Genomic DNA, 23713 nt, shown 5'->3' on the forward strand with positions numbered 1-23713 from the left:
AATAGTTGTATTATTTTGTAACGATTGACGAACCAGTCATTTCAGCTGGTTGCTCTCCACCGAGAAGGTCGAGAAGGGTTGGGGCGAGGTCGCAAAGTGCGCCTTCGAGAACTGGTTTCAGTTCGACTCCCTCTTTTGTGACGATACACGGAACAGGTTCCGTCGTGTGCGCCGTCATCGGCGAGCCATCCGGGTTCGTGACGATGTCTGCGTTCCCGTGGTCCGCTGTGATGATGGCCGCGCCACCTTTAGCAAGTAATGCGTCCACTACTTTACCGAGGCATTCGTCGACCGCTTCAATCGCTTTCTTCGTCGGCTCAAGCTTCCCTGAGTGACCGACCATATCCGGGTTCGCGAAGTTGATGATGTATGCATCATACTCATCCGACTCAATCCGCTCGAGCAAGCCGTCCGTAAGTTCGTACGCGCTCATTTCCGGTTGCAAGTCGTATGTCGCGACTTTCGGTGAAGGGACGAGGAGACGATCCTCCCCTTCAAATGGTTTTTCTTTTTGTCCGTTCAAGAAGAACGTGACGTGTGGGTACTTCTCTGTTTCTGCGGCACGGAGTTGTTTGTATCCTTGTGCAGAGAGTGTTTCCCCGAGTGTGTTTTTCAAATCTTCCGGTGGGAACACGATATCCGTGTCGACGTCATCCGAGTACTTCGTCATCGAAACGAGGAGAAGGTTCTCAGGATGTTTGTCCGAGAGTTTGAAGCCTTCGAATCCGGCTTTCTCTTTGAACACTTTCGACAACTGGATTGCCCGGTCCGGACGGAAGTTGAAGAACATGATCGCATCGTTGTCTTGGATTGTCGCGACTGGCTTGCCATCTTTTTCGATGACAGTCGGTAAGACGAACTCATCCGTCAAATCGTTCTCGTACGACTTCTCGAGAACCTCGACTGGGTCCGTACCGACTTCGCCTTTGCCGTTTACGAGGACGTCATATACTTTCTCGACGCGCTCCCAACGGTTGTCGCGGTCCATAGCATAGTAGCGACCAGACACGCTAGCGACTTGACCGACACCGAGCTCAGCAAGCTTTTCTTCTGTTTCCTTGAGGAAACCAGCTCCTGATTTCGGATCACAGTCACGGCCGTCCGTGAACGCGTGAATGTACACTTTTTCGATGCCGTGGAGTTTTGCGAACTCAACGATAGCAAACATGTGATTGATGTGCGAGTGAATCCCGCCATCTGATACGAGGCCCATGATATGAAGGCTCGAGTCATGCTTCTTCACATGTCCTGCCAAATGGTTCATCGCCTGACGGTCGAATAACGAACGGTCTTTGATCGCGTTGTTGACGCGTGAGAGTGACTGATAGACGACTCGACCGGCACCGATGTTTAAGTGACCGACTTCCGAGTTCCCCATCTGTCCTTCTGGAAGACCGACGTACTCGCCTTTTGCGTTTAAGAGCGTATGTGGATACTGCTCCCAGTAGCGATCGAAGTTCGGTTTGTCCGCAGCCATGACCGCGTTACCGAACGATTCATCACGCATCCCGAAACCATCTAAGATGATGAGTGCGACTGGTCTAGCCATTTAAATCGCCTCCAACAATTTGAGGAACGAAGCGGCTTCAAGTGAAGCACCGCCGACGAGTGCGCCGTCGATATCTTCTTGTGCCATGTACTCTTTGATGTTCTCAGGTTTAACAGATCCACCGTATTGGATGCGTACTGCAGCCGCTACGTCTTCACCGTAAAGACCTTTCACCACGTCGCGAACATACTTACAAGAGCTTTGTGCGTCAGCTTCGTCCGCTGATTTACCTGTACCGATTGCCCAAACTGGCTCGTACGCGATGACGAGTTGTTTGACTTGATCAGCAGAGAGGTCAGCGAGACCGCCTTCGACTTGTGTTTTGATGACTTCTTCGAACTTGTCGCCTTCGCGCTCTTCAAGTGTTTCACCGACACAAACGATTGGCGTAAGACCGTGTTCGAACGCTTTTTTCGTTTTGCTGTTGATGAACGCATCTGATTCGCCGAAGTACTCGCGACGTTCTGAGTGACCGAGGATGACATACGTCACGCCGAGGTCAGCGACCATTACTGGGCTAATTTCGCCAGTGTAGGCACCGCTATCTTTGTCGTACATGTTTTGTGCACCGAGCTTTAAGTTTGACCCTTTAGCTGCTTCTACCATCGGTGCGAGGAAAAGTGCCGGAGCACCAATCGCTGCATCTACTTTGTCAGTAGACGGGATGTTGTTTTTAACTTCCTCCACGAAAGCGACAGCTTCCGAGAGTGTTTTGTTCATTTTCCAGTTACCTGCAATAATCGGTTTACGCATCGATAACCCTCCTCTAAATTACTTGTCGTTCAACGCCTCGACACCTGGAAGTTTTTTACCTTCCATGAATTCGAGTGACGCGCCACCACCAGTTGAGATGTGGCTCATCTTGTCAGCAAGACCAAACTTGGCTGCCGCAGCGGCTGAGTCACCACCACCGATGATTGAATATGCATCGCTGTCCGCAAGTGCTTGAGCGACACCTTTCGTTCCGTTTGCGTATTTATCGAGTTCGAATACGCCCATCGGTCCGTTCCAAACGACAAGTTTCGATTCGCGAATCGCATCCGCGTAAAGTTCGACTGTCTTCGGTCCGATATCAAGACTCATGTGATCCGCTGGGATCGAGTCGATATCGACTGGGCCGACATACGTTTCTTCGCCAAATTCTTTTGTGATGACGCAGTCGATTGGCATTAAGAATTTCACGCCTTTATCTTCTGCTTTCTTCATGAATTGACGAGCGAGGTCAAGCTTATCCTCTTCAAGGAGTGACGTCCCAACTTCGTGCCCGAGTGCTTTCGAGAACGTGTACGAGAGTCCGCCACCGATGATGAGTGTGTCAACGATGTCAAGAAGGTGGTCGATGACCCCGATCTTATCCGCTACTTTCGACCCGCCGATAATCGCCGTGAACGGACGGTCTGGGTTAGAAAGAGCTTTACCGAGAACTTCAAGTTCTTTTTCCATCAAGAGACCAGCAACAGCTGTATCCACGTGGTGTGCAATCCCTTCAGTTGAAGCGTGTGCACGGTGAGCCGCGCCGAACGCGTCGTTGACGTATACGTCAGCAAGTGCTGCGAATCCTTTTGCAAGTTCAGGGTCGTTTTTCGTTTCACCTGGGTAGAAACGAACGTTCTCTAAAACGACGACATCGCCTTCAGAGAGGTTAGCGACCGCTTCTTCTGCGACCGGGCCGTATGCTTCTTCGACGAGCGGTACATCTTTTCCGAGGAGCTCAGCGAGACGCTTCGCTACTGGAGCAAGTGAGAACTCAGGGTTCTTCTCGCCCTTTGGACGGCCGAGGTGGCTCGCAAGGACGAGCTTCGCACCACCGTCAAGCAAGTGCTTGATTGTTGGAAGTGCAGCTTGGATCCGAGTTTCGTCTTGAATGACGCCATCTTTGAGTGGAACGTTGAAGTCAACGCGGCAAAAGACGCGTTTCCCTTTTACATCGATGTCACGAATAGACTGTTTGTTCATAACTTTCGCCTCCATATGTCGTGCATGTCATTTCATAAATAGAGCGGAGAACAATCTCTTGTTTCCGCTCCTATTTGATTCTATTTAGTTCACGAACTTACTTCGCGATGTTAGCGAAGTGCTTGAGTGTGCGAACCAATTGTGCAGTGTAAGACATTTCGTTGTCGTACCAAGAAACTGTCTTAACGAGTTGCTTGTCGCCAACTGTCATTACTTTTGTTTGAGTCGCATCGAAGAGTGAACCGTATGTGATTCCAACGATGTCAGAAGAAACGATTTCGTCTTCAGTGTAACCGAATGACTCGTTTGCTGCTGCTTTCATTGCTGCGTTTACTTCGTCAACAGATACTTGCTTGTCGAGTACAGTTACGAGCTCAGTGAGTGAACCTGTAGCAACTGGTACACGTTGTGCAGCACCGTCAAGTTTTCCTTGAAGTTCAGGAATTACGAGACCGATTGCTTTTGCAGCACCTGTTGTGTTAGGGACGATGTTCGCTGCAGCTGCACGCGCACGACGGAAGTCACCTTTCGGGTGTGGAGCGTCAAGCGTGTTTTGGTCGCCAGTGTAAGCGTGGATTGTCGTCATGAGACCTTCAACGATTCCGAACTGGTCTTGAAGTACTTTAGCCATTGGAGCCAAGCAGTTTGTTGTACAAGAAGCACCTGAGATAACTGTTTCAGAACCATCGAGGATATCGTGGTTTGTGTTGTAAACAACAGTCTTCATGTCACCTGTAGCAGGAGCCGAGATAACAACTTTCTTAGCGCCAGCTTTCAAGTGAAGCTCAGCTTTTTCTTTTGAAGTGAAGAATCCAGTACATTCGAGAACGATGTCTACACCGAGGTCTCCCCATGGAAGTTCTTCAGGGTTACGGTTAGCAAGCGTGATAACTTTCTCTCCGTTTACGAGGAAGTGATCGTCGTGTACTTCAACTTCTCCGTCGAAACGACCTTGTGTCGTGTCATACTTGAGAAGGTGCGCAAGCATCTTCGTGTCTGTCAAGTCGTTGATTGCAACAACTTCGATTCCTTCGTTTTTGATGATCTCGCGGAATGCCAAACGACCGATACGTCCAAATCCGTTAATACCAACTTTTACTGCCATGTTAATTTCCTCCTTAGGGTAGAAGCTATTTATTGAAGAGCCAACGGGGGGTCAACTCTTTAATAACAAGTTAATAATTCTTTCGCCGCACCTTCGTCTGTGACGAGGATGATGTTCGACGTGTGTTTCGCATAAGCGGCAATCGCCTGTGCCTTCGATTTCCCTCCGGCAACCGCGATGACGGTATCCATGTCATCCAGCTCTTCGAGTTGGATCCCGACCGTCTTGACGCGATGGACGATTTCACCTTCAGCATTGAAATAATATCCGAATGCCTCGGCGACGGCGTCATGCCGTTCAATCATCCGCAAATGCTCCGGTGATGCGTGACGGCGCTTTGCCATCGTTTCTGCCTCACCAATTCCATGTACCACAATTCGAGCCGCTCTAATCATTTCCAGCACGTTTTTAATGCTAGGTTCCTCTACCATCCGGTCAAACGTTTCTTGCGATACTTCATCCGGAATATGTAGAAGATGATAGTCTGCGTGGGCCCGGTCCGCCATGCGTGAGCAGACAGTATTCGCTTGAAGCTCAAGCGTTTCTCCGAGACCCCCACGTGCGGGCACAAAATGCATCGGGCGTTCTTTTTTATCGGGCGACATCATCGCCGCAACCGATGCCATCGTCGTTCCTCCCGTTACCGCAATCACATTATCATCCGGTGCGAGCCGCGCTTTTAGTTGCGTGACCGCCGCACGTCCGATATCGCGTTGAACCCAGAATGTCTCATCCGAGTCACCCGGTACGATGACGACTTGGCGAACCCCTAATTTCTCTTCGAGCTCTCTTGCCACTTCTGAGATTCCGAGAAGTTCTCCCATGATCTCGTGCAAGTCTCGTAAGACGTTTCGTCCCGTCTCACTGAGGGAAATTCCTTGAGTAGCGACGTAAAGAAGACCTTGGTCTTTCAAAAAGTCGACTTCTCGTCTGAGTACCCGTTCGGTCAGTCCCAAACTCGTTGCGAGTGTCCTGCGGCCAATCGGCTGCATCAAGCGGACATAATGTAAGATATCGTAACGATGTCGGAGCGTATCGAGCAGGTCAGGGACAATTTGCTTCTGAACGTGAATCAGTTGCTGGATCATGCTCTTACCCCCTCGACTTTCAGTGTGGACAACTTTTGTCCCACTTTTTTATTTGCGTCCCACCGCTACGAGTTCATCTTATCAATCACTTTTCCGTCTGGCAACCCCTTCAAACGTTTTTTTTCGATGTAAGCGTATACTTAACAAAATCTTCAACTTTGTTGTCATCATATCGCCCTTGACTGATGACTTCCCCTTCGTGTATGAGAACAGGGATCTCGAAGAGGTACTTCGCTTCGAGTACCTCGTCTCCCGTGATGTCAACCTGTTCGAGTTCGATTGGATAATCTTCTTGTAACCATTCGAGCATGACGAGCGCCTCGTCACACAGTGAACAATTGTCACGTTTATATAATGTAAATTTCATATTTGTCATCCCTTCCACAACTGTCGCTCGCGCTGACGCGAGTTACCGAATCCGAGTTCTTCCCGATAGTTCGTCACGGTCCGCCTTGTTACGTGATAGCCGTATCGAGCGAGCTCGTTCGCAAGTGTCTGGTCACTTTGCGGTGTCGTTTCCCGTTGAATCAGTTCTGCGAGCGTTCGTTTGATCATAAATGGCGAATGCCCATGACTCGTCGAACGGACAAAAAAGTGTCGCCACTCCATGATGCCACCCTCAGTCTTAGCGAACTTCCCTTGAATCGCTCGCCCGACCGTCGATTCATGCTTTCCGATTTGTTGCGCTACGGTCCGGCGGGTCAGCGGATGGAGCACGAGTTCACCTTTTAGCCACTCGGTCTGACGAGACTCGATGACTGACCAAATCTCACGTAACGTCTCATTCCGCATCGCAAGCGATGTCATCCACCATTTCGCCTCACGGTCATTCCCGACACGTGTTTCGTCGAGTTCCGGACTGAGCCATTTTGTAACAAGTCTTCCCTCTTCGTATCGTACTTCAACTTCTGGAAAAACCTGACCCGTTTCTTCATATAATAGAGGACGTTTTGGAAGTGTCGCGACGATGCGCTCTAGACGTGCGATCTCTTCATCTGTAATTTCGAGTACGCTTGCCATCTGTTGATAGCTTACCCCACTCTCAATCGCATCGAATACATCGACGACACGAGGGTCCTCATGTTCAATCGCATGCCGATACTGACACTCTCGTTCCGTCTTTGCTCCGATCCCCGTCGGTTCAAGGAATAAGAGTGCCTGTCTCGCCTGTTCGATTTGGGCGACGTCGACACCGAGTCGTTCCGCCAACACCTCATTCGTGTCCGGCAACAATCCCCGATGGTCGAGCAAGAGGACAAGTTGTCGTCTCAGTTCTTGTTCCGATTCGCTCCCGCTCCCTTCCCGGATCTGGGTGAACAACTTCTCTTCGAACGCGCTCGCCGCATCCGCGACCCATCCAAGGTCCCCACTCCCAACATGAATGTTTGAATTGTGTCGCGCCAAACGCGCTAGACGAAACGTAAGTGCGAGACGGTCCGCTTCAAGCACCGGTAACCGCTGCATGAGATCTTGCGTCATCTGTTGCTGTTGGACTTGTTTTTGCTCTTGCCGTTGCATCGCTCTCCCCCCTCACTTCCATTGTAACGAACCCGCTTCCTTCATGCTCAAAAAAGCATAACGAACAGGATTGCTTTTTTAATAAAACAAATGTATAATAAATTCGTGTCACACATATGCACCCGTAGCTCAGGGGATAGAGCACTGGTTTCCGGTACCAGGTGTCGGGAGTTCGAATCTCTCCGGGTGTATCAGATGTTGAGGTCAGGCAGATTGCCTGGCCTCTTTTTCGTTTCACGACGCAAAAATCGTGGAATAGGTGAAAAACGATGACTATCGTTTGACCAACATTGACTATACAGGTATGATGAAATTACAACCTACATAAAGGAGGCAGATTCAATGTTAATTCCAACAGTTATCGAACAGACAGGCCGTGGGGAGCGCGCGTATGACATCTACTCACGCTTGCTCAAAGACCGTATCATCCTTCTCGGAAGTGCGATTGACGACAACGTGGCGAACTCGATTGTCGCACAGCTCCTCTTCCTCGCAGCTGAGGATCCAGAGAAGGACATCTCACTCTACATCAACAGCCCAGGTGGTTCGATTACAGCGGGTATGGCGATTTATGACACGATGAACTTCATCAAGCCAAACGTGTCGACGATTTGTATCGGAATGGCTGCATCGATGGGTGCCTTCTTGCTCCAAGCCGGTGAAAAAGGAAAACGCTTCGCATTACCGAACGCAGAGATCATGATTCACCAACCGCTCGGCGGCACGCAAGGCCAAGCGTCAGACATTAAGATTCACGCGGAACGCATCATCAAAATGCGTGAAAAGTTAAACCAAATCATGGCAGAAAACACTGGCCAGCCACTTGAAGTCATCGAGCGCGATACAGAGCGTGACTACTTCATGGCAGCTGACCAAGCGAAAGACTACGGTCTGATCGACAAGGTCATGACACGTTAATTTTCTGAAGACACACAATCCTGATTGGATGTGTGTCTTTTTTTAGATCAAACTGGACAATCTACAGTTCAAAAAGATATTGACCCCCTTTTTAGAGCGATAATCCTATAATAAATAGGAATAAATAGATTATATAAGCCAAATCGGGAGGTTTATTTTGAAAAAATTATTACATTTCAGTTCAATTATTCCGTTTGATGATTCGTATGGTCATGTCTCATTATTGGAGTATTGGATGCATTCACCTGAAGCCATATGTGCCCTTACCAAAGATGACGGAATTTTGCTCGTCAATCCTTCGTTCGAAAAGTTGCTTTCAGAATCAATCGACATATTTGTTGAAACACTTTCGAACGATTTGATTCCATTAGCGGAATCAAATCCCACGGTAGGCGATGAGATTCAAGTTCATCTTCAATCGTCGAACCGTCTATTTCAATTGATGCCCGTCCCTGTCTCCGTCTACCCTGAAATCACTATGGTGTTCACAGTGATGGAACGAACGAATGCGATTGAGCTCGCACGAGAACGCATACGCTTCGATGCTTATCGTCAAGTTTTTGGCGACATCCACGGTCTCGCCTTATTTGAGTTCAATTTAGAGACTCACTATTTCGAAACATTTGGATCATTGAAAAATATGTTCGGACTCGCCTCTTTTTCATCTAAAACACATACACCACTACTCTTTAAACAGTTACTCCATCCTGATGATTTGAATGTGTATTTAAAGATTCTTGGTGAGTTGATGATTGACCCTGAGATGGAGATGCGGGAGTCTGTTGTGCGCATCTTTCATTTGGATGAGTCGCAATACTATCCCTTCATTGTACGTAGTCATTTATCCACGGATCGAAAACTACTCACTTGCGCGGTGATTGATCAATCCATCTACCAAACCGACAATGAGAAGATTGAGAAGTTCAATCAGTTTATCGAAGCCGGGATGATGGAGTTTGACTTCCAGAGCGATACATTCCAACACGTTTCCCCCGGTCTATTCCGTATGATCGGATTTGAGATCGAGCCCGCTGACATCACTCTCGAATTTTGGAAGCAATTTCTTCATCCGGAAGATCTGGAACTGCTCATCTCCTCTCGTCATGAGACGTTAAAGGGTGAATCCGGTACTTACATATACCGCGTATATGTGAACGATGAATTGAAATGGGTTGAAGAGAAGCGTGAACCGCTATGGGATCCAGATAAAAATGTAACCGGTTACCGTTCCTATTTAAAAAATATTACACGACTGCAAGAACAGGAACAAGAAATCACCACATTACGAACAGTAGATCCGATTACGGGAATCACCAATCGAGATACATTAAAGACACACATCGAAGAACTGTTAGGAGACGCGCAATCCGTCACCATGATCGGAATTTCTTTCAATCACTACACAGAGGTGAAAGAGACACTCGGCTTTGAATTGGCAGATGAATGGAATGCAGTAACGATTGCCGAGCTCCAACCTTACGTCCCAGATGATGCGTTATTAGCTGTCATTTATGAGGATTTATATTGCATCGTCATTCCTTGTTATTGGACGGACGAGAGAACCCGGCGTTTCGGTGAAAAGTTAATCACCTTATCTGAACGCGCTTATAGCATCAGTGAATATGAAATCTTCCCACACGTTTCTGTCGGTGTCTGTCGTTCCCCACATGACGGGATGACGGCAAACGAACTGATTGCCCATACCGTTCAGGTGACGAATCACGCTTACACACAAGGACATTCTAATTTGGCATTTTACTCATCGAGTGTCGATTTACCATCCTTGCGTCGCTATACGTTGATTAATGATTTACGCACCGCCATCAAGAATCGAGAACTGTTTGTTGTCTATCAACCGAAAGTTCATGCGTGGACAGGCAAAATTGTTGGTGCTGAGGCACTAATGCGATGGATGCATCCGACTTGGGGACCTATTTCGCCTGTTGAGTTTATTCCCTTGATTGAGCACAACCAACAGATTGTGGAACTGACGGATTTTTTAATCGAAGAAGTATGTCGATTTATGAATCAGCTACCTACGTGCATCCCGATTTCAATAAATATTCCGGCTTCCTATTTCTATCTAGATAACTATATGCAACAAATTCAGCAATCCTATACGAAACACAACATCCTTCCTCGTTATTTAGAAATTGAAATTCCGGAATCGACGCTGCTGGAAAACCGTGATCGAATGAAGGCCGTGTTTGAGACGTTAAATTCTTATGGCATCACTGTGTCATTCGATGACTTCGGGACCGGTTACTCCTCACTCGCATACGTGCAGGATTATAATGTCCAAATTATTAAGATTGATCGGATTTTTGCACATGGCATTCATGAAAATGTGAAATCACAGGCCATCGTCCGAAGCTTGATGTATATTGCGAAAGAGTTTGGCATGGAGGTTGTGGTTGAAGGTGTCGAATGTTTCCGTGACTTGAACTGGTTGCGAGACCATGGCGTGCAAACGATTCAAGGTTATCTTTTCAGTCCGCCAGTCGAGAGCGAGCAGATGATTCGTCTTCTTGACCAAACGTATTTACCCCCAACGGAAGTGAGTTCACTCGATGGTCACACGATGCTGATTCCCGTTCAAATGATTTTTTCTCGCATCCAGTCGTTCCTGTCTGATTTGGGCCGCGCACCGGCTTTAGTATCGATGGAAGAAAACAAGTCGTTCAAGTTGTATACAACACTATTCTTACCGCCAAACGATTTTTTACAGTTCTCCATTCTAATGAAATCGCTAGAACATCCGATTCCCGTAACCATCATCGGAACTCCCGACCTCAAGGACGGGATTTACACATATGAACTAGAACCAATTGAACAGAATTTACTAGAGGGCGCTACTGAGCATGCCTTCCATCTCACTCCGGAGCAAGCTAAAAATACGTTACATCTCCATCATTTCCTTTAAGAAAAGAACGCATCAGTGGATGCGTTCTTTTCTCTATTCGATGGGCATCCAAATCTCAATGATGTCGTCCGCTCCCCCTTGCCCGTGGATATACCGTTCAAAGTCGACCGCATCTCGTAACGTCACGTCCGGAACGTTCAACAACTGTTCATACGTCGATTGGATCATCGGGATGCCTCCTTCCACCGTGGCGACGATGTAGTTCCCTGTCGTCAGTTCAACACAGCGCGCGCCTTCCGCCGACACCGGCTTTGTCATCCCCGCGACATAACCGTTCTCCTGCGGAAGACAAACCCCATACGACTCGTCCGTCGTCAATTCTAGTTGAAGCTTGCCCCACAATTTCGGAATCTCCTTTAATGTACCACCATATCCATAGACAGGGGTGGCTTCATTCAACGTCTCGTATCGAATCTTCATGTCGTTCCCTCCTGATTGCATCAATCGAATCTGCCTCTCGATTCGATGAAGGCGTTCCATTTCTGCTTGAACTTCATCCAATCGTGTTTCCAATAGTACTCCAATCGATCGACCCGACTGGATTTGTTCTAGACGGAGTCCGATTTGGCGCAATCGCTTAATTTCACTCAACCGTCGAATTTCTTCCATTCCGTACATTCGATACTGATTGTCGGTACGTGTCGGACGGACTAATCCACGTTCTTCATAAAATTTGATCGCTTTGACCGACAACCCGGTCACATGTGCCACTCTCCCAACCGGAATCACTGTTTTCCCACCTCCTATCTTCACTGTACAGTCGTCCCTTAGAGGCAGGTCAAGGCTTACTTTTCAGGAACTCGGACACCAAATACATAACGACTATCGCCTTGTTTCCACTCCCCACCGATTTCATACAGATAGACCCCAGGTTCATCTGGGACGATTGCTTCTGAAGGGACGAGTTCGCCATCCTCAATTCGATTGAAACTCGACTCCATCGGGTCGGCATGATAGACAACATCGATTCGGTCGCCCGGTTTGACGGTAATCAGTTGAAGGTCATCCGCTTCCGGCATCCCATAGTCTGCACATGTCGCTTGATTACCGGATTCCCAACAATACGTTGACTGTTCTACTTCCGCTGTCACCGATCCGACCCGAACCGTCGGGAGCGGTGGTTTGACTGGATCTTCCCCGTCACCATACAACGTCACCGCAAAATAGATGACGCCCACCCCAACAAGTAAACATAGCAGGACAATCCAAAAACGTCGATTACGCTTCACGGTCTCATCTCCTTTCTTCACTAGTTCCCTGTGAAGACGTAAAATCCCTACTTCCACAAAAAAAGACCCACTTTCGTGAGTCCGTTGCGTCATTTCGGACGACGCAGTCCTTTCATCATATAACCGCCCTTGAAGTCGATCGGGTCGAATGCGACGAGGAATGCTTTTGGTTCATGCTTCTCAACGAGTTCACGCAACTCTTTCATTCGTGTCCGAGCCGCCAATACATCGAGACGATAACGAACCCCGTCACGTCCTTGCCCTTGATAATGCGTGACACCATATCCATTGTCGCGCATCTGTTGGATCAGTTCCGCCGGATATTCTTTCGTATGCACTTGAATCATGTTGTAACCGATGGCGAGCTTCCGTTCGACAAAGCCACCAAGTAAAATCCCAAGTCCGAATCCGACCGCGTACACAATCATTCCGACCGTCGTCAAATCTTGGAACACAATCCCGAGCGCAAAGATATAGATGAGCGTTTCTAGCGTTCCAAATAAACCGGCGATGACGGTCTTCCCTTTCACGAGCATGATGGTCCGTAGCGTTAATACCGGAACGTAAACAAGTTGTAGCAGTAGGATGAGTAAGATCTGACCCATTCAATCGACCTCCGTTCAAATTCATTACCACCACTATTCCAAATTTCCAACAGAGATGCAACTAAAAAAGGCTGACCGAAGTCAACCTTTCACTTAGTTATCTAGATTCTTTACGCTTGTGAGCAACTCGTAGTCTTTACGAATGACTTCGTAGATCGCGTTCTTATCTCCATTCAACAACTCTTCCGCACGAAGCTGATTCAAGAAGAGGCTAGTGGCAAACGTGACGAGTGCACTTTTTGGAATCCCGATTTCTTTTGCGCGCTCTGTGATGACCTGGTCGAGCTTAGCGTCAATCGTGAGCGATAATCTTTTCTTTTCATTCGACATAATGATGAAGCTCCTTTAATTCGCTTTTCATAAAACCTATACACAATTGCTTATTATATAGGAAGAATGGTTTTGGTGCAACCGCGTCACGAGGATGCGATTTCGTCACCGCTACGCACACGTTCGGCAATCTGATCAATTTTGCGAAGTCGATGGTTGATTCCTGACTTCGAAATCGGACCGGATTCGAGCATTTCACCGAGTTCCTGTAACGAGACATCCTGGTGCGTGACACGCAGTTCGGCGATTTCGCGCAATTTCTTCGGTAAGACGTCAAGCCCGACCGTCCGTTCCAAGAATTTGATATTCTCGACTTGACGCAAAGCCGCCCCGACCGTTTTATTCAAGTTGGCCGTCTCACAGTTGACGAGGCGGTTGACAGAGTTGCGCATATCTTTAATAATGCGCGCATCTTCAAACTCCAGCATGCCTCGGGTCGCCCCAATCAGCTTGAGGAAGTCTGAGATCTTCTCGCTTTCTTTCATATATAGGATATGTCCTTTTTTCCGTTCGAGCGTCTTCGCGTTCAGCTCAAACCGATTCGCTAAATCACGTAACGAATGGTTGTGGTTCTCATATAAACTATAGATTTCGAGGTGATACGACGACGTTTTCGGATGATTAATGGAACCACCCGCGAGGAATGCGCCACGCAAGTAAGCACGCGCCAGGTTCTCGTCACCTGTCATATCCGAATTCAATGTCCGGATCATCTCGTAGTTCTCCCCGAGAATCTCTAGGTCCCGAAGCATCGTCTCCGCATGCTGTGATACCCGGACGATGTAGACGTTATTCTTTTTCAAACGCATTTTCTTCCGGACGAACAAGTCTAACGGATGATCATACAAGCGTTTCATCAATGAATACATGCGACGGGCAATTGAGGCATTTTCTGTCGAGACATCGAGGGTCATGCCTCGTCCAAGGGCGAGCGAGATGACGCCGTTCATTCGAACGAGTGCCGATAATTCTGCTTTCGCTTCAGCGTCATTCACTTCAAGTTGTGTTAATTCTTTTTTCACGTCTGATGCAAAGCTCATCGAGTCCCCCTCCTTTCTCTCTTTCTAACATTCCTTATTTCAATTCTAATTCTTGAAACGAGCGTGGCTTCTTGATGCGGAGCACCCGTTGCATGACAAGTCCGGCGATGGCGTCGGAATCGTGACGGATGTACTCCCGGTTATAATCGACGATGTCCCCTGCGAGGACGTTCGTGCCATAGTTCCGAAGTTTCTTGCGGTCGAAACGGACCTCTTCCGATCCGTCCTCCCGGTAACGCTCTAAATATTCTTCATCAATCGGCTCATTATTGACGACGATGGTATCGATCGATGCCTTCCCAAGATACGATTCGATGACTTTCAAATGCCTCATCGCATCATAGCCTTTCGTCTCACCCGGCTGTGTCATGACGTTACAAATGTAGACGACCGGGACTTTTGAGCGGACGATGGCTTCTCGGACCGCTGGGATGAGCAGGTTCGGGATAATACTCGTATAAAGACTCCCCGGACCGAGCACGATGACGTCCGCCGCTTCAATGGCCTCAACGACACCCGCGGCAGGCTCGATGCCATCCTCGAGTAAAAACAGACGTTTAATCGGTTGCTGATGGAGCGGAATCTTGGATTCCCCTTTGATGATGGTACCGTCCTCAAACTCGGCCGCGAGCGTCATGAGCGTCTCTGTCACAGGCAATACCTTTCCTTGCGCGTTCAAGAGTTGCGACATGACATCGATTGCTTTCACGAACGAACCCTCACAGATGTGGGTCGCTGCCGTGAGCATCAAGTTCCCAAGCGAATGTCCTTCTAAGCCATATCCGGTATCAAAGCGATATTGCAAAATCTTATCCATTAACGGTTCGACTTCCGATAAGGCCAAGATAACGTTACGAATGTCTCCTGGCGGTAACATATGAAACTCGTCACGAAGCCGCCCTGAGCTTCCACCGTCGTCCCCGACCGTGACGATTGCCGTAATATCGAGCGGATAATGTTTCAGTCCACGGACAAGAGTGGACAATCCTGTCCCCCCACCGATGGCGACTACTTTCCGTTCTCGTCTCATGTCACTTCTCCTTTGTCGCATGAGCGAGGTCACGGTGAACCGTCTTCACGTTATAACGCTCAGCGAAATGTTCCGATACTTTCTCGGCGAATGTGATCGACCGATGCTTCCCACCGGTACAGCCGAATGCCACGACGACTTGCGTCTTTCCTTCTCGCTTATATTGCGGGAGGAGGAACTCTAACATGTCGATCAACTTCTTATAAAACGCTCGCGCCTCTGGATGGGACATGACATACTCCTGCACTTCTGTCGTCTGACCCGTAAGCGGACGGAGTTCCGGAATGTAGAACGGGTTCGTGATGAAACGGACATCGAACAACAAGTCGATATCGAGCGGCACTCCATGTTTGAAACCAAACGACATAAAGTTGACCGTGAACGGGATTCGTTCCTCATTGAATTGTTGAAGGATGCGGTCCTTCAACATCTGCGGCTTCAATTCACTCGTATCATAGAGCGTGTGAGCTCGGTCACGGAATCCTTCTAACAGCTCACGTTCCATCTTGATGCCGACGAGTGGTGCATCTTCCGGTGCGAGCGGATGGGACCGTCTCGTTTCTTTATAGCGACGGACGAGCACATCGTCTCGTGTCTCTAAGTATAGGAGATGCGGATGGACATTTTTCTTTTCTAAATCGTCGATGACGATGAACAGGCTATCGATAAAGTCTCTCGTACGTGTATCGATGGCGACCGCGATTTTCGGTCGGACCGAGCTGATGACATCAATCAATTGTGGCAAGAGAACCGGTGGCAAGTTATCGACACAGAAATAGCCAAGATCCTCAAAACTATTCATGGCGACTGATTTCCCAGCCCCACTCATCCCACTGATGATGATCAATTCTTCTAATCCTTTAAAATCTTCCATCTCGCTGACGCCCCCTTAAAATTGACAACCGAGCCGTGTGTGTAGCTCTCTCCATCTAGTATAACGAACGTCCGAAAAAAAGAGAAGGACCGCGGTTCCCCGCAGTCCTCCCGTCTTGAATCATGCGTTTTGTTCTTGCAACGATTCGAGGAGCCCCTCGATGAAGTGTTGAGCGTTCTGAGCGGCAATCGATCCGTCGTTCGTCGCTGTGACGACTTGACGGAGCGTTTTCTCACGCACGTCACCGGCAGCGAAGATCCCAGGGATATTCGTTTCCATCGCCTCGTTCGTGACGATGTAGCCTTGCTCGTTTGTGATGCCGAGGTCTTGGACAAATCCAGTGATCGGGTTCATCCCGATATAGATGAAGACACCATCGATCTCGTAGTCTGTCTCTGTACCGTCGACCGTGCTAACGAGTCGAGCGCCACCGACTTTACCGTCTTTCTCCGTGATTTCTTTCAATGTGTGGTTCCAAATGAAGTCGATTTTCTCATTGTCGAACGCACGTTTTTGAAGAATCTTTTGCGCACGGAGCTCATCGCGACGGTGAACGATTGTCACCTTATCCGCGAAACGTGTCAAGAAGACACCTTCCTCAACAGCCGAGTCGCCACCACCGATGACGAATAACTCTTTTCCTTTGAAGAAGGCTCCGTCACATACCGCGCAATACGATACGCCACGGCCACCGAGTTCTTCTTCACCCGGTACGCCGATTTTCTTATACTGAGCACCAGAGGCGAGAATGATCGCACGTGCTTTATAGTCACGGTTGTGCGCATGCACGATTTTATATTCTGTTTCATCCGAGATGCGTTGCACATCCCCATATGCATACTCCGCTCCGAACGCTTTCGAATGGTCGAACATCTTTTGAGACAAGTCAGGACCGAGAATGCTGTCGTACCCTGGATAGTTCTCGATGTCTTCCGTGTTGGCCATCTGACCACCTGGAATCCCGCGTTCGATCATAAGCGTAGAAAGGTTCGCACGTGAAGCATATAGCGCAGCGGTCATTCCGGCAGGACCGGCACCGATGATAATGACGTCATAAATTTTTTCTTCTGTCATGTTGATTCCACCTCTGCAAGAAATTGATTGCCTTTAGTATAAGAAACCTGTATGGGTATCGTCTATCTTTATGCTTGTTCGAGTGTCTGTTTGAACGAACGGACCGTTTCCGTCAACGTGTCGACTGAAAGGTGGAAGGCATTTGCACAGTCTTCGAGAATCAACGCATCTCGTTTCGTATAGAACATCCAGACGAGCGCAGCGGCCGATGCCGTTACGTTCATAAATGCTTCATCAGACATGAGAAGTGTCGCGAAACGCTCATAGAAATCACCTTCAAGGCTCATTCGTTCCGCTTCTGACACATGCGCTTCCGCCAATACGAGTGCTTCAAACGCGCGTTTGACCCGAGCATCGCCTGTGAACGGTTGCTGACAAAGGTCGGCACGACACATCTCGGCGAATGCACGGACCGTTTCATTTTCTGTCACTACGTTTGTCAACGCGAGCGCTTCAAACGCCTCGTCATCCTTTAAGTTGGAGATGATTCGGATGATCTCGATTCGAGCTAAATCACTCTCTTGACGCAGTCCTTGGACGAGCGCCGAACGAAATTCGAGATTTTCTCGGATATCGAAGCTCTGTTTCTCTTCAAACTGTTTCATTTCTTCCTTGTTCAAGTAAGTGGCCGCCTCTTCGAATCGTCCTGTCTTATAGGCAGACACACTGAGCCAATGCCCGAACAATGGGTCCCCGCGGAATCCACGGTCTTTCAATAGACGCAATTCTTCATACGCACGGTCGTAATGCCCGACGAGTGCGAGTGTCGTCGCCAATTTATAACGTAAATCAAATTGGAGCGGCCGAACATGTGTGAGCGGTTTTGACAATTGCACCGCGGCTTCCGATTGTCCCGCTTCATGAAGCAAGAGAATCGTGTTCAAGATGGCATGCAAGTTACCTGGATTTTGATCGAGCACATATTCGAGTGTCCGGAATGCCGCTTGATCATCACCGAGGTAAAAGCTGACGACCGATAGGTTATTATAGGCCGGCCAGAACGATGGGTACTGTCCAATCAGACGTTCGAGCGTGGCTTTCGCCGCAAACAACCGTCCTTTATCGATTTGACGTTGTGCTTCCGTATGCCACGTGATCAATTCGTCTTCCTCTTCGTCTTCGAGCTCCTGTTCGAGTTCGATCAGTTCGAGAAGGGACTGCACGGCTTCCGTGTAGTGACCTTTTGTGTCACGCGCAAGGTATTCGGACGCATAGTTCGCCGCTTCTTCATATTGAGAGACATAGGCACAGTTACTGGCTAAATGGTATAGCGCCTCTGTTGCGGTCTCATCGAGCTCTAATACTCGTTTCCACACATCATTGGCGTGGTAGACCTCCCCTACTTCAAATAACAGTTCTGCATACTGTTTATGATAGTCGACGCGATGCGTGGCTGCCGCTGTCGCTTCAGCCATGAAAAAAGTCGCTTCATCTAGGCGACCTTCTCGTAACGCACGACGACCTCTATAGTAGTGGAGCTCCGCAGCGAGCGGAGATTCTGGTTCGGGTAGCGTCAATACTGCTTCATAGTTCGCTTCCATATTCTAAATCCTCCACATCATCTCTAAATCTTTTTTTAGTTGCAGGGATAAGAATACCGCACTCGAACAACGAGAGCAACTGAAAAAGTTAAAAAAAATTGCGACTATATTCCCTCTATAATGAATATTTTTTACTAGGTCCAAAAATTGTTTTTGAACGAAAATATGATGACGGCATTTCTGTACATTTATCCATAAAAAAACGGCATCTCTTTTAAAAAAAGTGATACCGCTCAAGTATTCTTGATCATATCTAAACAAAATTGTGGTGAAATCATTTTGCGAAAAATTGTGTCAAATATGTGTCAACGATTGAAGCTTTGCACCGACGACCCGTTCTCCCGGTAGGACATCACGATGAACGACCGCACCCGCGCCGACCACGGCCCCGTTTCCGATTGTCACGCCCGGCAAGATGGTGACGTTCGCCCCGATCAACACCTCGTCACCGATGATGACGTCTCCGATCCGATACTCGTCGACGAGATATTCATGACAGAGAATCGTCGAGTTGAAGCCAATGACCGTATTACGGCCGATCGTGATGCGTTCTGGAAACATGACGTCCGGTGTGACCATAAGGGCGAGCGCACTATGCTCGCCTATTTTCATTCCGAGGAACGTCTGGTAAAGCCAACGTTTCGCCTTCACAGACGGAAAGTAACGTCCGATGAGTACGACTGACGTGTTTTTGAAGACACGTAGGAATCGAATGGTCCGATACATCTGCCATAGCGGGTTCGGTCCATCGATTCGATACCGTTTTGTCTTACGCATGAACGCCGACCTCGTCGAGCCATGCCTCGAAATGTTCCATCGAGTCGATGATGACGTCAGGTTCGAGCGATTCGAGGAACGGACGTCCTTTGAGGGCCCAGCCGACAGCGACCGTTTTCGTTCCTGCATTCTTCCCGCTGAAGATATCCGTGTCGTTGTCTCCGACCATGACGGCACGTTCCGCTGACGAACCGAGTGCTTGGAGAGCACGTTCGACCGGCTCAGCGTGCGGCTTTTCGTTTTTCACATCGTCCGCCGTCACGACGACATCGAACAAGTGGTCGATGTCGAACAGGCGGAGCCCACGTTCGACGACAGGACGCCCTTTCGACGTGACAATTCCCATCTTATAGCCTTTTGCATGGAGTCGATATAAACCTTCAATCACACCCGGGTACTCTGCGACGAGTTGGTCATGCATCGCGATATTGAAGCTCCGATAGAACGCCTGCATCTCTTTCCACTCCGGTTCATTTAGTTCCCGGAACGATTTTTCAAGTGTAGGTCCGATGAAGCGATAGATGTCTTCGTCCCGATATGTCTGTTCCGGAAAATAGTATTCGAACGTATGACGAAAACTTGCGATGATGAGCGGGTTCGTATCAAGCAATGTGCCATCTAAGTCAAATAAGAGCGTATCCATTAATCAAACAGTCCTTTCTCTGATGGGTCGTTGTATCGTTTCGCATTGCGACGAAGGATCATCATGACAATCCCGAACAGAATCATAGCGATGGACACCATTTGGGCCGCACGCAAATCGCCTGACATGAGACTGTCCGTACGAAGTCCCTCGATGTAGAAACGTCCAATCGAGTACCAGACGAGATAAGACAAGAAAATGTACCCGCGTCGTGGGTTTCCAATCATGCGCCATGCGACAAGGAGGATGACCCCGATGATGTTCCACACACTTTCATATAAGAATGTCGGAATATAGTAAGCCCCGTCGATATACATCTGATTGACGATCCAGTCCGGTAGCATGAGCGTATTCTGAAGAAAACTACGCGTCGTCTCGCCGCCATGGGCTTCCTGGTTCATAAAGTTTCCCCAGCGTCCGACGGCTTGTCCCAAGAGAAGCGATGGTGCCAAGATGTCCGTCACTTTCCAGAACGACATCGATTTTCGCATACAGTAAACGATGACAACAAGCAGTGCGCCAAAGATGGCCCCGTGGATGGCAATCCCACCTTGACGGATGTCGATGATTTGACCAAGGTTTTCTGAATAGTAATCCCATTGGAATGTCACATAATAAATCCGGGCGAAGATGATACTGATTGGAATCGACCAGATGACGACATCAACGAGTCGTTCTGAGTCGTAGTTGATTCGTTTGGCTTCGAATAAGGCGAGGATGAGTCCAAGCATCGCGCCAAAGGCAATAATCATGCCGTACCAATAGATTGGTAAAGAGCCAATCTCAAACGCTACACGATCAAATGTCGGTTCTACCATGATCACAAGTCTCCTTCAGTGTCCTGAATCGCGTTCGCGAGACGTTCCGCAAACTCTTCAGCCGTATTGATTCCCATGTTTTGCAGACGATAGTTCATCGCTGCCACCTCGATGATGACCGCCAAGTTTCGACCAGGTCGAACAGGAATCGTCAGAAGCGGGACTTCGCTATCGATGATTTTCATCGTGTTATGGTCAAGTCCGACACGATCGTACACTTTGCCCGGATCCCAGTTTTCCAAGTTGACGATGAGACTGATCTTTTTATGTGATCGAACCGCACCCGCACCAAACAATGTCATGACGTCGATGATGCCGATCCCGCGAATCTCAAGCAAGTGACGAATGAGCTTCGGCGCTGACCCGACCAGGAGTTGGTCACCCGTTTGACGAATCTCGACCGAGTCATCCGCGACAAGACGGTGCCCCCGTTTGACGAGTTCAAGCGCGGTCTCCGATTTACCGACACCACTTTGTCCTTTGATGAGGACACCGACACCGTAAATGTCGACGAGCACGCCGTGCATCGCCGTCATCGGTGCAAGCTCCATCTCCAAGAAGTTCGTGATCTGTGACTCGATGGATGTCGTCACCGCATTCGTCCGCATGAGAGGGACGTTCGCCGCTTCCGCTTCCTCTTCGATCTCTTTCGGAATGTCAAAGCCGCGTGTGATCAAAATCCCAGGTGTCTGTTCCGTACATAAAATGCGGGCACGCTCCCGGCGTTTCTCTTCTGAGAGACTCGCATAAAACGTTAACTCTGTTTTTCCTAACACTTGCAGGCGGTTCTTCGCATAGTGCGTATAGTAGCCGGCAAGGACGAGACCCGGTCGACTCAGGTCAGGTGTCGCGACCGGACGATGAAGCCCCTCTTCTCCCGCAATGACTTGAAGTTTAAAACGCTCAACGACTTGAGCTGTACGTACGATATTTTGCATCAGTATCTGCCCCTTTCACGCTCATTATTGTATCATAGCTCTTTCGAGGAAGGGCTAGGGAAGTGATGAACAACGTGTCAAAAAATTGTTGAAACCTTCCCACTTGATCTTCGTATGTAAGATACAGACTTAACAGGAGGTGAAAGAATGGAAGGCTTCTTTGGCATTGTCATCTTATTTGCGCTAGTCATCGGGCTCGGCTCACTCGTCTATATCATCAAATCATTGATTGACATGTGGACGGAATATGCCTCGACAAAAAATGAAACGGTTTTACTCCTGTTCATTTTAAACATCATTGGTTTCTTTTTATCGGGCGCGCTCATCTCCATGATCGTCGCCATCATCTTCTACTGGAACCGCTCGAGATCGATGCGACTGCTCGGGTTCATTCTCTTAATTATCGGGCCGGTGCTCTTTATCGTATTTGTTATTAGTTCCTTTGCCATGTTTGATTCTCAGATGATGGACTGGCAACAGTATTAAGTAACGAGCGAATCAATGATCAAAATAGCCCCGAAGGCGATCGCCTTCGGGGCTTCGTTTATTGTTGATGGAACGGATTGTTCAAATCGCCCGGGTCAACGGGATCGACCGGGTCAGACGGTTCCGTCTTCTCTTCGTCAAGGAACGTGGATGGCGTATAGACCGAACCATGCTCCAAATCGATCGTACCCGTACGTGTTCCTGCCTCGACTTCGATGCGAGGGGTTTGACCACGACCGGACAAGAACTCAAGGCGACGCTGCGCGACGTCCTTGCGGTCACGAATGATCTCGAGTTCATCGAGCAGGCAGTGCAGACCACCAAAGTTCGTCTCGAGCTCCCCTTCAACTTCGACGCCATGTGGTAACACGAGTCGAATGTTTCCGGCGAGTGAGGCGAGTTCGAACTTGGCTGGACGAGCTGTCGCTAGTTCTGCGCGAATGTTCCCGTTCCCCGTCTTGAGGGATGCTTTATCATACTTCCCACCGACGATGACAGCACCGTTTCCGGTACGCACATGAACGAGTTCCGCTTCGACGCCTTCAACCTCGACCGTCCCGTTTCCGGTATTCAATAAGAGTTCCGACGCATGCACGTCATGGAGAACGACACGACCGTTCGCCGTTTGGACACGGACGTTATCAACATCGAGTCCATCGGCACGGACTTCTCCGTTCAACGTTTGGACATGCAGATGATTAAAATGATGATGTGGGACGTACAGTTCCACGTGGGCACGGACGAGTTTGTCACGAAGCGAAACGACGAGACGGTCGCCGATGACGGAATGTTTGACCGCCGACTGTAATTGTTCGAGCGCTTTGTCTGCATCCTGTTGACGAAGCGGACGACCTGTGACGATCAGCTCACAATCTTCGGCATCTGACGAGACAATCGTCGCCGATGCGTTGAAGAGATCGAGCGAAATCTCACTGCCTGTGAATGGGAACGACTTTGAATACGTCACTTCCGGTCCAAAGTTCGAGCTGAAGGAGAAGTCGCTGTCACGAAGTTTCGTGACGAGCCCCTCCACTGCAGATGTCAATTTCGTCGTGAGCGATTCGACCGAATAGGCATCCACCTTTTCGGTATCCTGTCGCGCTTCGAGAGACTGGACCTGTTCCGGCTCAAGTCGTTCGAGACGCTCCAGTTGTGTCATCCCTTCCTCAATCGTCATCTTGCCTTCCTTCACTTGCTGGAGAATCAGTTCACGCATTTCTTGTTTCACGTTCATTTTCCCCCTTCAATTTGGTTGCACGTCAATTACCTTC

Annotated in this window: 24 protein-coding genes and 1 tRNA gene; 4 read left to right on the plus strand and 21 right to left on the minus strand. The window is 48.8% G+C overall.

Going from position 1 to position 23713, the window contains the following annotated elements; translation table 11 throughout:
* Positions 1-10: 10 nt before the first annotated feature.
* From gpmI to KNO90_RS03370, 7 genes are all read right to left on the minus strand, one after another.
* A complete protein-coding gene (gpmI, locus tag KNO90_RS03340) occupies positions 11-1549 on the minus strand; it encodes a 2,3-bisphosphoglycerate-independent phosphoglycerate mutase (RefSeq protein WP_214741601.1) in 1539 nt (512 codons plus the stop codon).
* On the minus strand, positions 1550-2302 hold the full coding sequence (tpiA, locus tag KNO90_RS03345; RefSeq protein ID WP_078147302.1) for a triose-phosphate isomerase: 753 nt from the start codon (positions 2300-2302) through the stop codon (positions 1550-1552). It lies immediately after the preceding gene.
* Between the two features lie 18 nt (positions 2303-2320).
* Positions 2321-3505, minus strand: coding sequence for a phosphoglycerate kinase (locus tag KNO90_RS03350; protein WP_214741603.1), 1185 nt, complete (start codon positions 3503-3505; stop codon positions 2321-2323).
* A gap of 97 nt (positions 3506-3602) precedes the next feature.
* Positions 3603-4610, minus strand: coding sequence for a type I glyceraldehyde-3-phosphate dehydrogenase (gap, locus tag KNO90_RS03355; RefSeq protein WP_214741605.1), 1008 nt, complete (start codon positions 4608-4610; stop codon positions 3603-3605).
* Between the two features lie 59 nt (positions 4611-4669).
* Positions 4670-5698 carry a sugar-binding transcriptional regulator gene (locus KNO90_RS03360; RefSeq protein WP_012726913.1) on the minus strand — a complete coding sequence of 343 codons (1029 nt, stop codon included), beginning with the start codon at positions 5696-5698 and terminating at the stop codon, positions 4670-4672.
* A gap of 109 nt (positions 5699-5807) precedes the next feature.
* Positions 5808-6065, minus strand: coding sequence for a glutaredoxin family protein (locus tag KNO90_RS03365; RefSeq protein ID WP_251125824.1), 258 nt, complete (start codon positions 6063-6065; stop codon positions 5808-5810).
* Between the two features lie 5 nt (positions 6066-6070).
* Complete coding sequence (locus KNO90_RS03370; RefSeq protein ID WP_215112994.1) at positions 6071-7216, minus strand: RNA polymerase factor sigma-54; 1146 nt, start codon at positions 7214-7216, stop codon at positions 6071-6073.
* A gap of 118 nt (positions 7217-7334) precedes the next feature.
* Between KNO90_RS03370 and KNO90_RS03375 the strand changes: the two genes are divergently transcribed.
* The 3 genes from KNO90_RS03375 (at position 7335) to KNO90_RS03385 (ending at position 11057) form a co-directional block, all read left to right on the plus strand.
* Positions 7335-7407, plus strand: a tRNA-Arg gene (locus KNO90_RS03375).
* 151 nt (positions 7408-7558) lie between these two features.
* Positions 7559-8134, plus strand: coding sequence for an ATP-dependent Clp endopeptidase proteolytic subunit ClpP (gene clpP, locus KNO90_RS03380; RefSeq protein WP_012726916.1), 576 nt, complete (start codon positions 7559-7561; stop codon positions 8132-8134).
* Positions 8135-8291: 157 nt separating this feature from the next.
* The gene (locus tag KNO90_RS03385) at positions 8292-11057 is read left to right on the plus strand and encodes a putative bifunctional diguanylate cyclase/phosphodiesterase (RefSeq protein ID WP_214741610.1); all 2766 of its coding nucleotides are present in this window, start codon (positions 8292-8294) and stop codon (positions 11055-11057) included.
* A gap of 33 nt (positions 11058-11090) precedes the next feature.
* Here the strand turns inward: KNO90_RS03385 and KNO90_RS03390 are convergent, their stop codons facing one another.
* The 13 genes from KNO90_RS03390 to hprK form a co-directional block, all read right to left on the minus strand.
* A complete protein-coding gene (locus KNO90_RS03390) occupies positions 11091-11786 on the minus strand; it encodes a MerR family transcriptional regulator (protein WP_353048464.1) in 696 nt (231 codons plus the stop codon).
* Positions 11787-11842: 56 nt separating this feature from the next.
* The gene (locus KNO90_RS03395) at positions 11843-12286 is read right to left on the minus strand and encodes a hypothetical protein (RefSeq protein ID WP_353048465.1); all 444 of its coding nucleotides are present in this window, start codon (positions 12284-12286) and stop codon (positions 11843-11845) included.
* A gap of 89 nt (positions 12287-12375) precedes the next feature.
* The gene (locus KNO90_RS03400; RefSeq protein WP_214741613.1) at positions 12376-12891 is read right to left on the minus strand and encodes a DUF2179 domain-containing protein; all 516 of its coding nucleotides are present in this window, start codon (positions 12889-12891) and stop codon (positions 12376-12378) included.
* Between the two features lie 93 nt (positions 12892-12984).
* Positions 12985-13221 carry a hypothetical protein gene (locus tag KNO90_RS03405; protein ID WP_012726920.1) on the minus strand — a complete coding sequence of 79 codons (237 nt, stop codon included), beginning with the start codon at positions 13219-13221 and terminating at the stop codon, positions 12985-12987.
* A gap of 86 nt (positions 13222-13307) precedes the next feature.
* Complete coding sequence (gene whiA, locus KNO90_RS03410) at positions 13308-14261, minus strand: DNA-binding protein WhiA (protein ID WP_214741614.1); 954 nt, start codon at positions 14259-14261, stop codon at positions 13308-13310.
* A 34-nt stretch (positions 14262-14295) separates the two neighbouring features.
* Positions 14296-15291 carry a gluconeogenesis factor YvcK family protein gene (locus KNO90_RS03415; protein ID WP_214741615.1) on the minus strand — a complete coding sequence of 332 codons (996 nt, stop codon included), beginning with the start codon at positions 15289-15291 and terminating at the stop codon, positions 14296-14298.
* 1 nt (position 15292) lies between these two features.
* The gene (gene rapZ / locus KNO90_RS03420; RefSeq protein WP_031422867.1) at positions 15293-16165 is read right to left on the minus strand and encodes an RNase adapter RapZ; all 873 of its coding nucleotides are present in this window, start codon (positions 16163-16165) and stop codon (positions 15293-15295) included.
* A gap of 120 nt (positions 16166-16285) precedes the next feature.
* Complete coding sequence (trxB, locus tag KNO90_RS03425) at positions 16286-17239, minus strand: thioredoxin-disulfide reductase (RefSeq protein ID WP_215112996.1); 954 nt, start codon at positions 17237-17239, stop codon at positions 16286-16288.
* Between the two features lie 68 nt (positions 17240-17307).
* Positions 17308-18780 carry a tetratricopeptide repeat protein gene (locus KNO90_RS03430; protein ID WP_215112997.1) on the minus strand — a complete coding sequence of 491 codons (1473 nt, stop codon included), beginning with the start codon at positions 18778-18780 and terminating at the stop codon, positions 17308-17310.
* Between the two features lie 294 nt (positions 18781-19074).
* Complete coding sequence (locus tag KNO90_RS03435; RefSeq protein ID WP_215112998.1) at positions 19075-19557, minus strand: acyltransferase; 483 nt, start codon at positions 19555-19557, stop codon at positions 19075-19077.
* Positions 19550-20200 (minus strand): pyrophosphatase PpaX, encoded by a 651-nt coding sequence (gene ppaX / locus KNO90_RS03440; protein ID WP_214741623.1) that lies wholly within the window; start codon positions 20198-20200, stop codon positions 19550-19552. The genes KNO90_RS03435 and ppaX overlap by 8 nt, the downstream gene beginning before the upstream one ends.
* Positions 20200-21018 carry a prolipoprotein diacylglyceryl transferase gene (lgt, locus tag KNO90_RS03445; RefSeq protein ID WP_215112999.1) on the minus strand — a complete coding sequence of 273 codons (819 nt, stop codon included), beginning with the start codon at positions 21016-21018 and terminating at the stop codon, positions 20200-20202. Before lgt ends, ppaX begins: the two co-directional genes overlap by 1 nt.
* 2 nt (positions 21019-21020) lie before the next feature.
* Entirely contained in the window at positions 21021-21956 is a 936-nt protein-coding gene (hprK, locus tag KNO90_RS03450; RefSeq protein ID WP_214741627.1) for an HPr(Ser) kinase/phosphatase, read from the minus strand.
* 147 nt (positions 21957-22103) lie between these two features.
* Between hprK and KNO90_RS03455 the strand changes: the two genes are divergently transcribed.
* Positions 22104-22442 (plus strand): hypothetical protein, encoded by a 339-nt coding sequence (locus tag KNO90_RS03455; protein WP_215113000.1) that lies wholly within the window; start codon positions 22104-22106, stop codon positions 22440-22442.
* Between the two features lie 58 nt (positions 22443-22500).
* Here the strand turns inward: KNO90_RS03455 and KNO90_RS03460 are convergent, their stop codons facing one another.
* Positions 22501-23670, minus strand: coding sequence for a DUF4097 family beta strand repeat-containing protein (locus tag KNO90_RS03460; protein WP_214741631.1), 1170 nt, complete (start codon positions 23668-23670; stop codon positions 22501-22503).
* Between the last annotated feature and the right edge of the window lie 43 nt (positions 23671-23713).

The organism is Exiguobacterium sp. s63, assembly GCF_018617335.1.
Taxonomy (GTDB): Bacteria; Bacillota; Bacilli; order Exiguobacteriales; family Exiguobacteriaceae; genus Exiguobacterium.

Coding starts and splice junctions, on each gene's coding strand:
- gpmI (WP_214741601.1), bottom strand. CDS start 1,549: ATGGCTAGACCAGTCGCACTCATCATCTTAGATGGTTTCGGGATGCGT.
- tpiA (WP_078147302.1), bottom strand. CDS start 2,302: ATGCGTAAACCGATTATTGCAGGTAACTGGAAAATGAACAAAACACTC.
- KNO90_RS03350 (WP_214741603.1), bottom strand. CDS start 3,505: ATGAACAAACAGTCTATTCGTGACATCGATGTAAAAGGGAAACGCGTC.
- gap (WP_214741605.1), bottom strand. CDS start 4,610: ATGGCAGTAAAAGTTGGTATTAACGGATTTGGACGTATCGGTCGTTTG.
- KNO90_RS03360 (WP_012726913.1), bottom strand. CDS start 5,698: ATGATCCAGCAACTGATTCACGTTCAGAAGCAAATTGTCCCTGACCTG.
- KNO90_RS03365 (WP_251125824.1), bottom strand. CDS start 6,065: ATGAAATTTACATTATATAAACGTGACAATTGTTCACTGTGTGACGAG.
- KNO90_RS03370 (WP_215112994.1), bottom strand. CDS start 7,216: ATGCAACGGCAAGAGCAAAAACAAGTCCAACAGCAACAGATGACGCAA.
- clpP (WP_012726916.1), top strand. CDS start 7,559: ATGTTAATTCCAACAGTTATCGAACAGACAGGCCGTGGGGAGCGCGCG.
- KNO90_RS03400 (WP_214741613.1), bottom strand. CDS start 12,891: ATGGGTCAGATCTTACTCATCCTACTGCTACAACTTGTTTACGTTCCG.
- KNO90_RS03405 (WP_012726920.1), bottom strand. CDS start 13,221: ATGTCGAATGAAAAGAAAAGATTATCGCTCACGATTGACGCTAAGCTC.
- whiA (WP_214741614.1), bottom strand. CDS start 14,261: ATGAGCTTTGCATCAGACGTGAAAAAAGAATTAACACAACTTGAAGTG.
- KNO90_RS03415 (WP_214741615.1), bottom strand. CDS start 15,291: ATGAGACGAGAACGGAAAGTAGTCGCCATCGGTGGGGGGACAGGATTG.
- rapZ (WP_031422867.1), bottom strand. CDS start 16,165: ATGGAAGATTTTAAAGGATTAGAAGAATTGATCATCATCAGTGGGATG.
- trxB (WP_215112996.1), bottom strand. CDS start 17,239: ATGACAGAAGAAAAAATTTATGACGTCATTATCATCGGTGCCGGTCCT.
- KNO90_RS03430 (WP_215112997.1), bottom strand. CDS start 18,780: ATGGAAGCGAACTATGAAGCAGTATTGACGCTACCCGAACCAGAATCT.
- KNO90_RS03435 (WP_215112998.1), bottom strand. CDS start 19,557: ATGCGTAAGACAAAACGGTATCGAATCGATGGACCGAACCCGCTATGG.
- ppaX (WP_214741623.1), bottom strand. CDS start 20,200: ATGGATACGCTCTTATTTGACTTAGATGGCACATTGCTTGATACGAAC.
- lgt (WP_215112999.1), bottom strand. CDS start 21,018: ATGGTAGAACCGACATTTGATCGTGTAGCGTTTGAGATTGGCTCTTTA.
- hprK (WP_214741627.1), bottom strand. CDS start 21,956: ATGCAAAATATCGTACGTACAGCTCAAGTCGTTGAGCGTTTTAAACTT.
- KNO90_RS03455 (WP_215113000.1), top strand. CDS start 22,104: ATGGAAGGCTTCTTTGGCATTGTCATCTTATTTGCGCTAGTCATCGGG.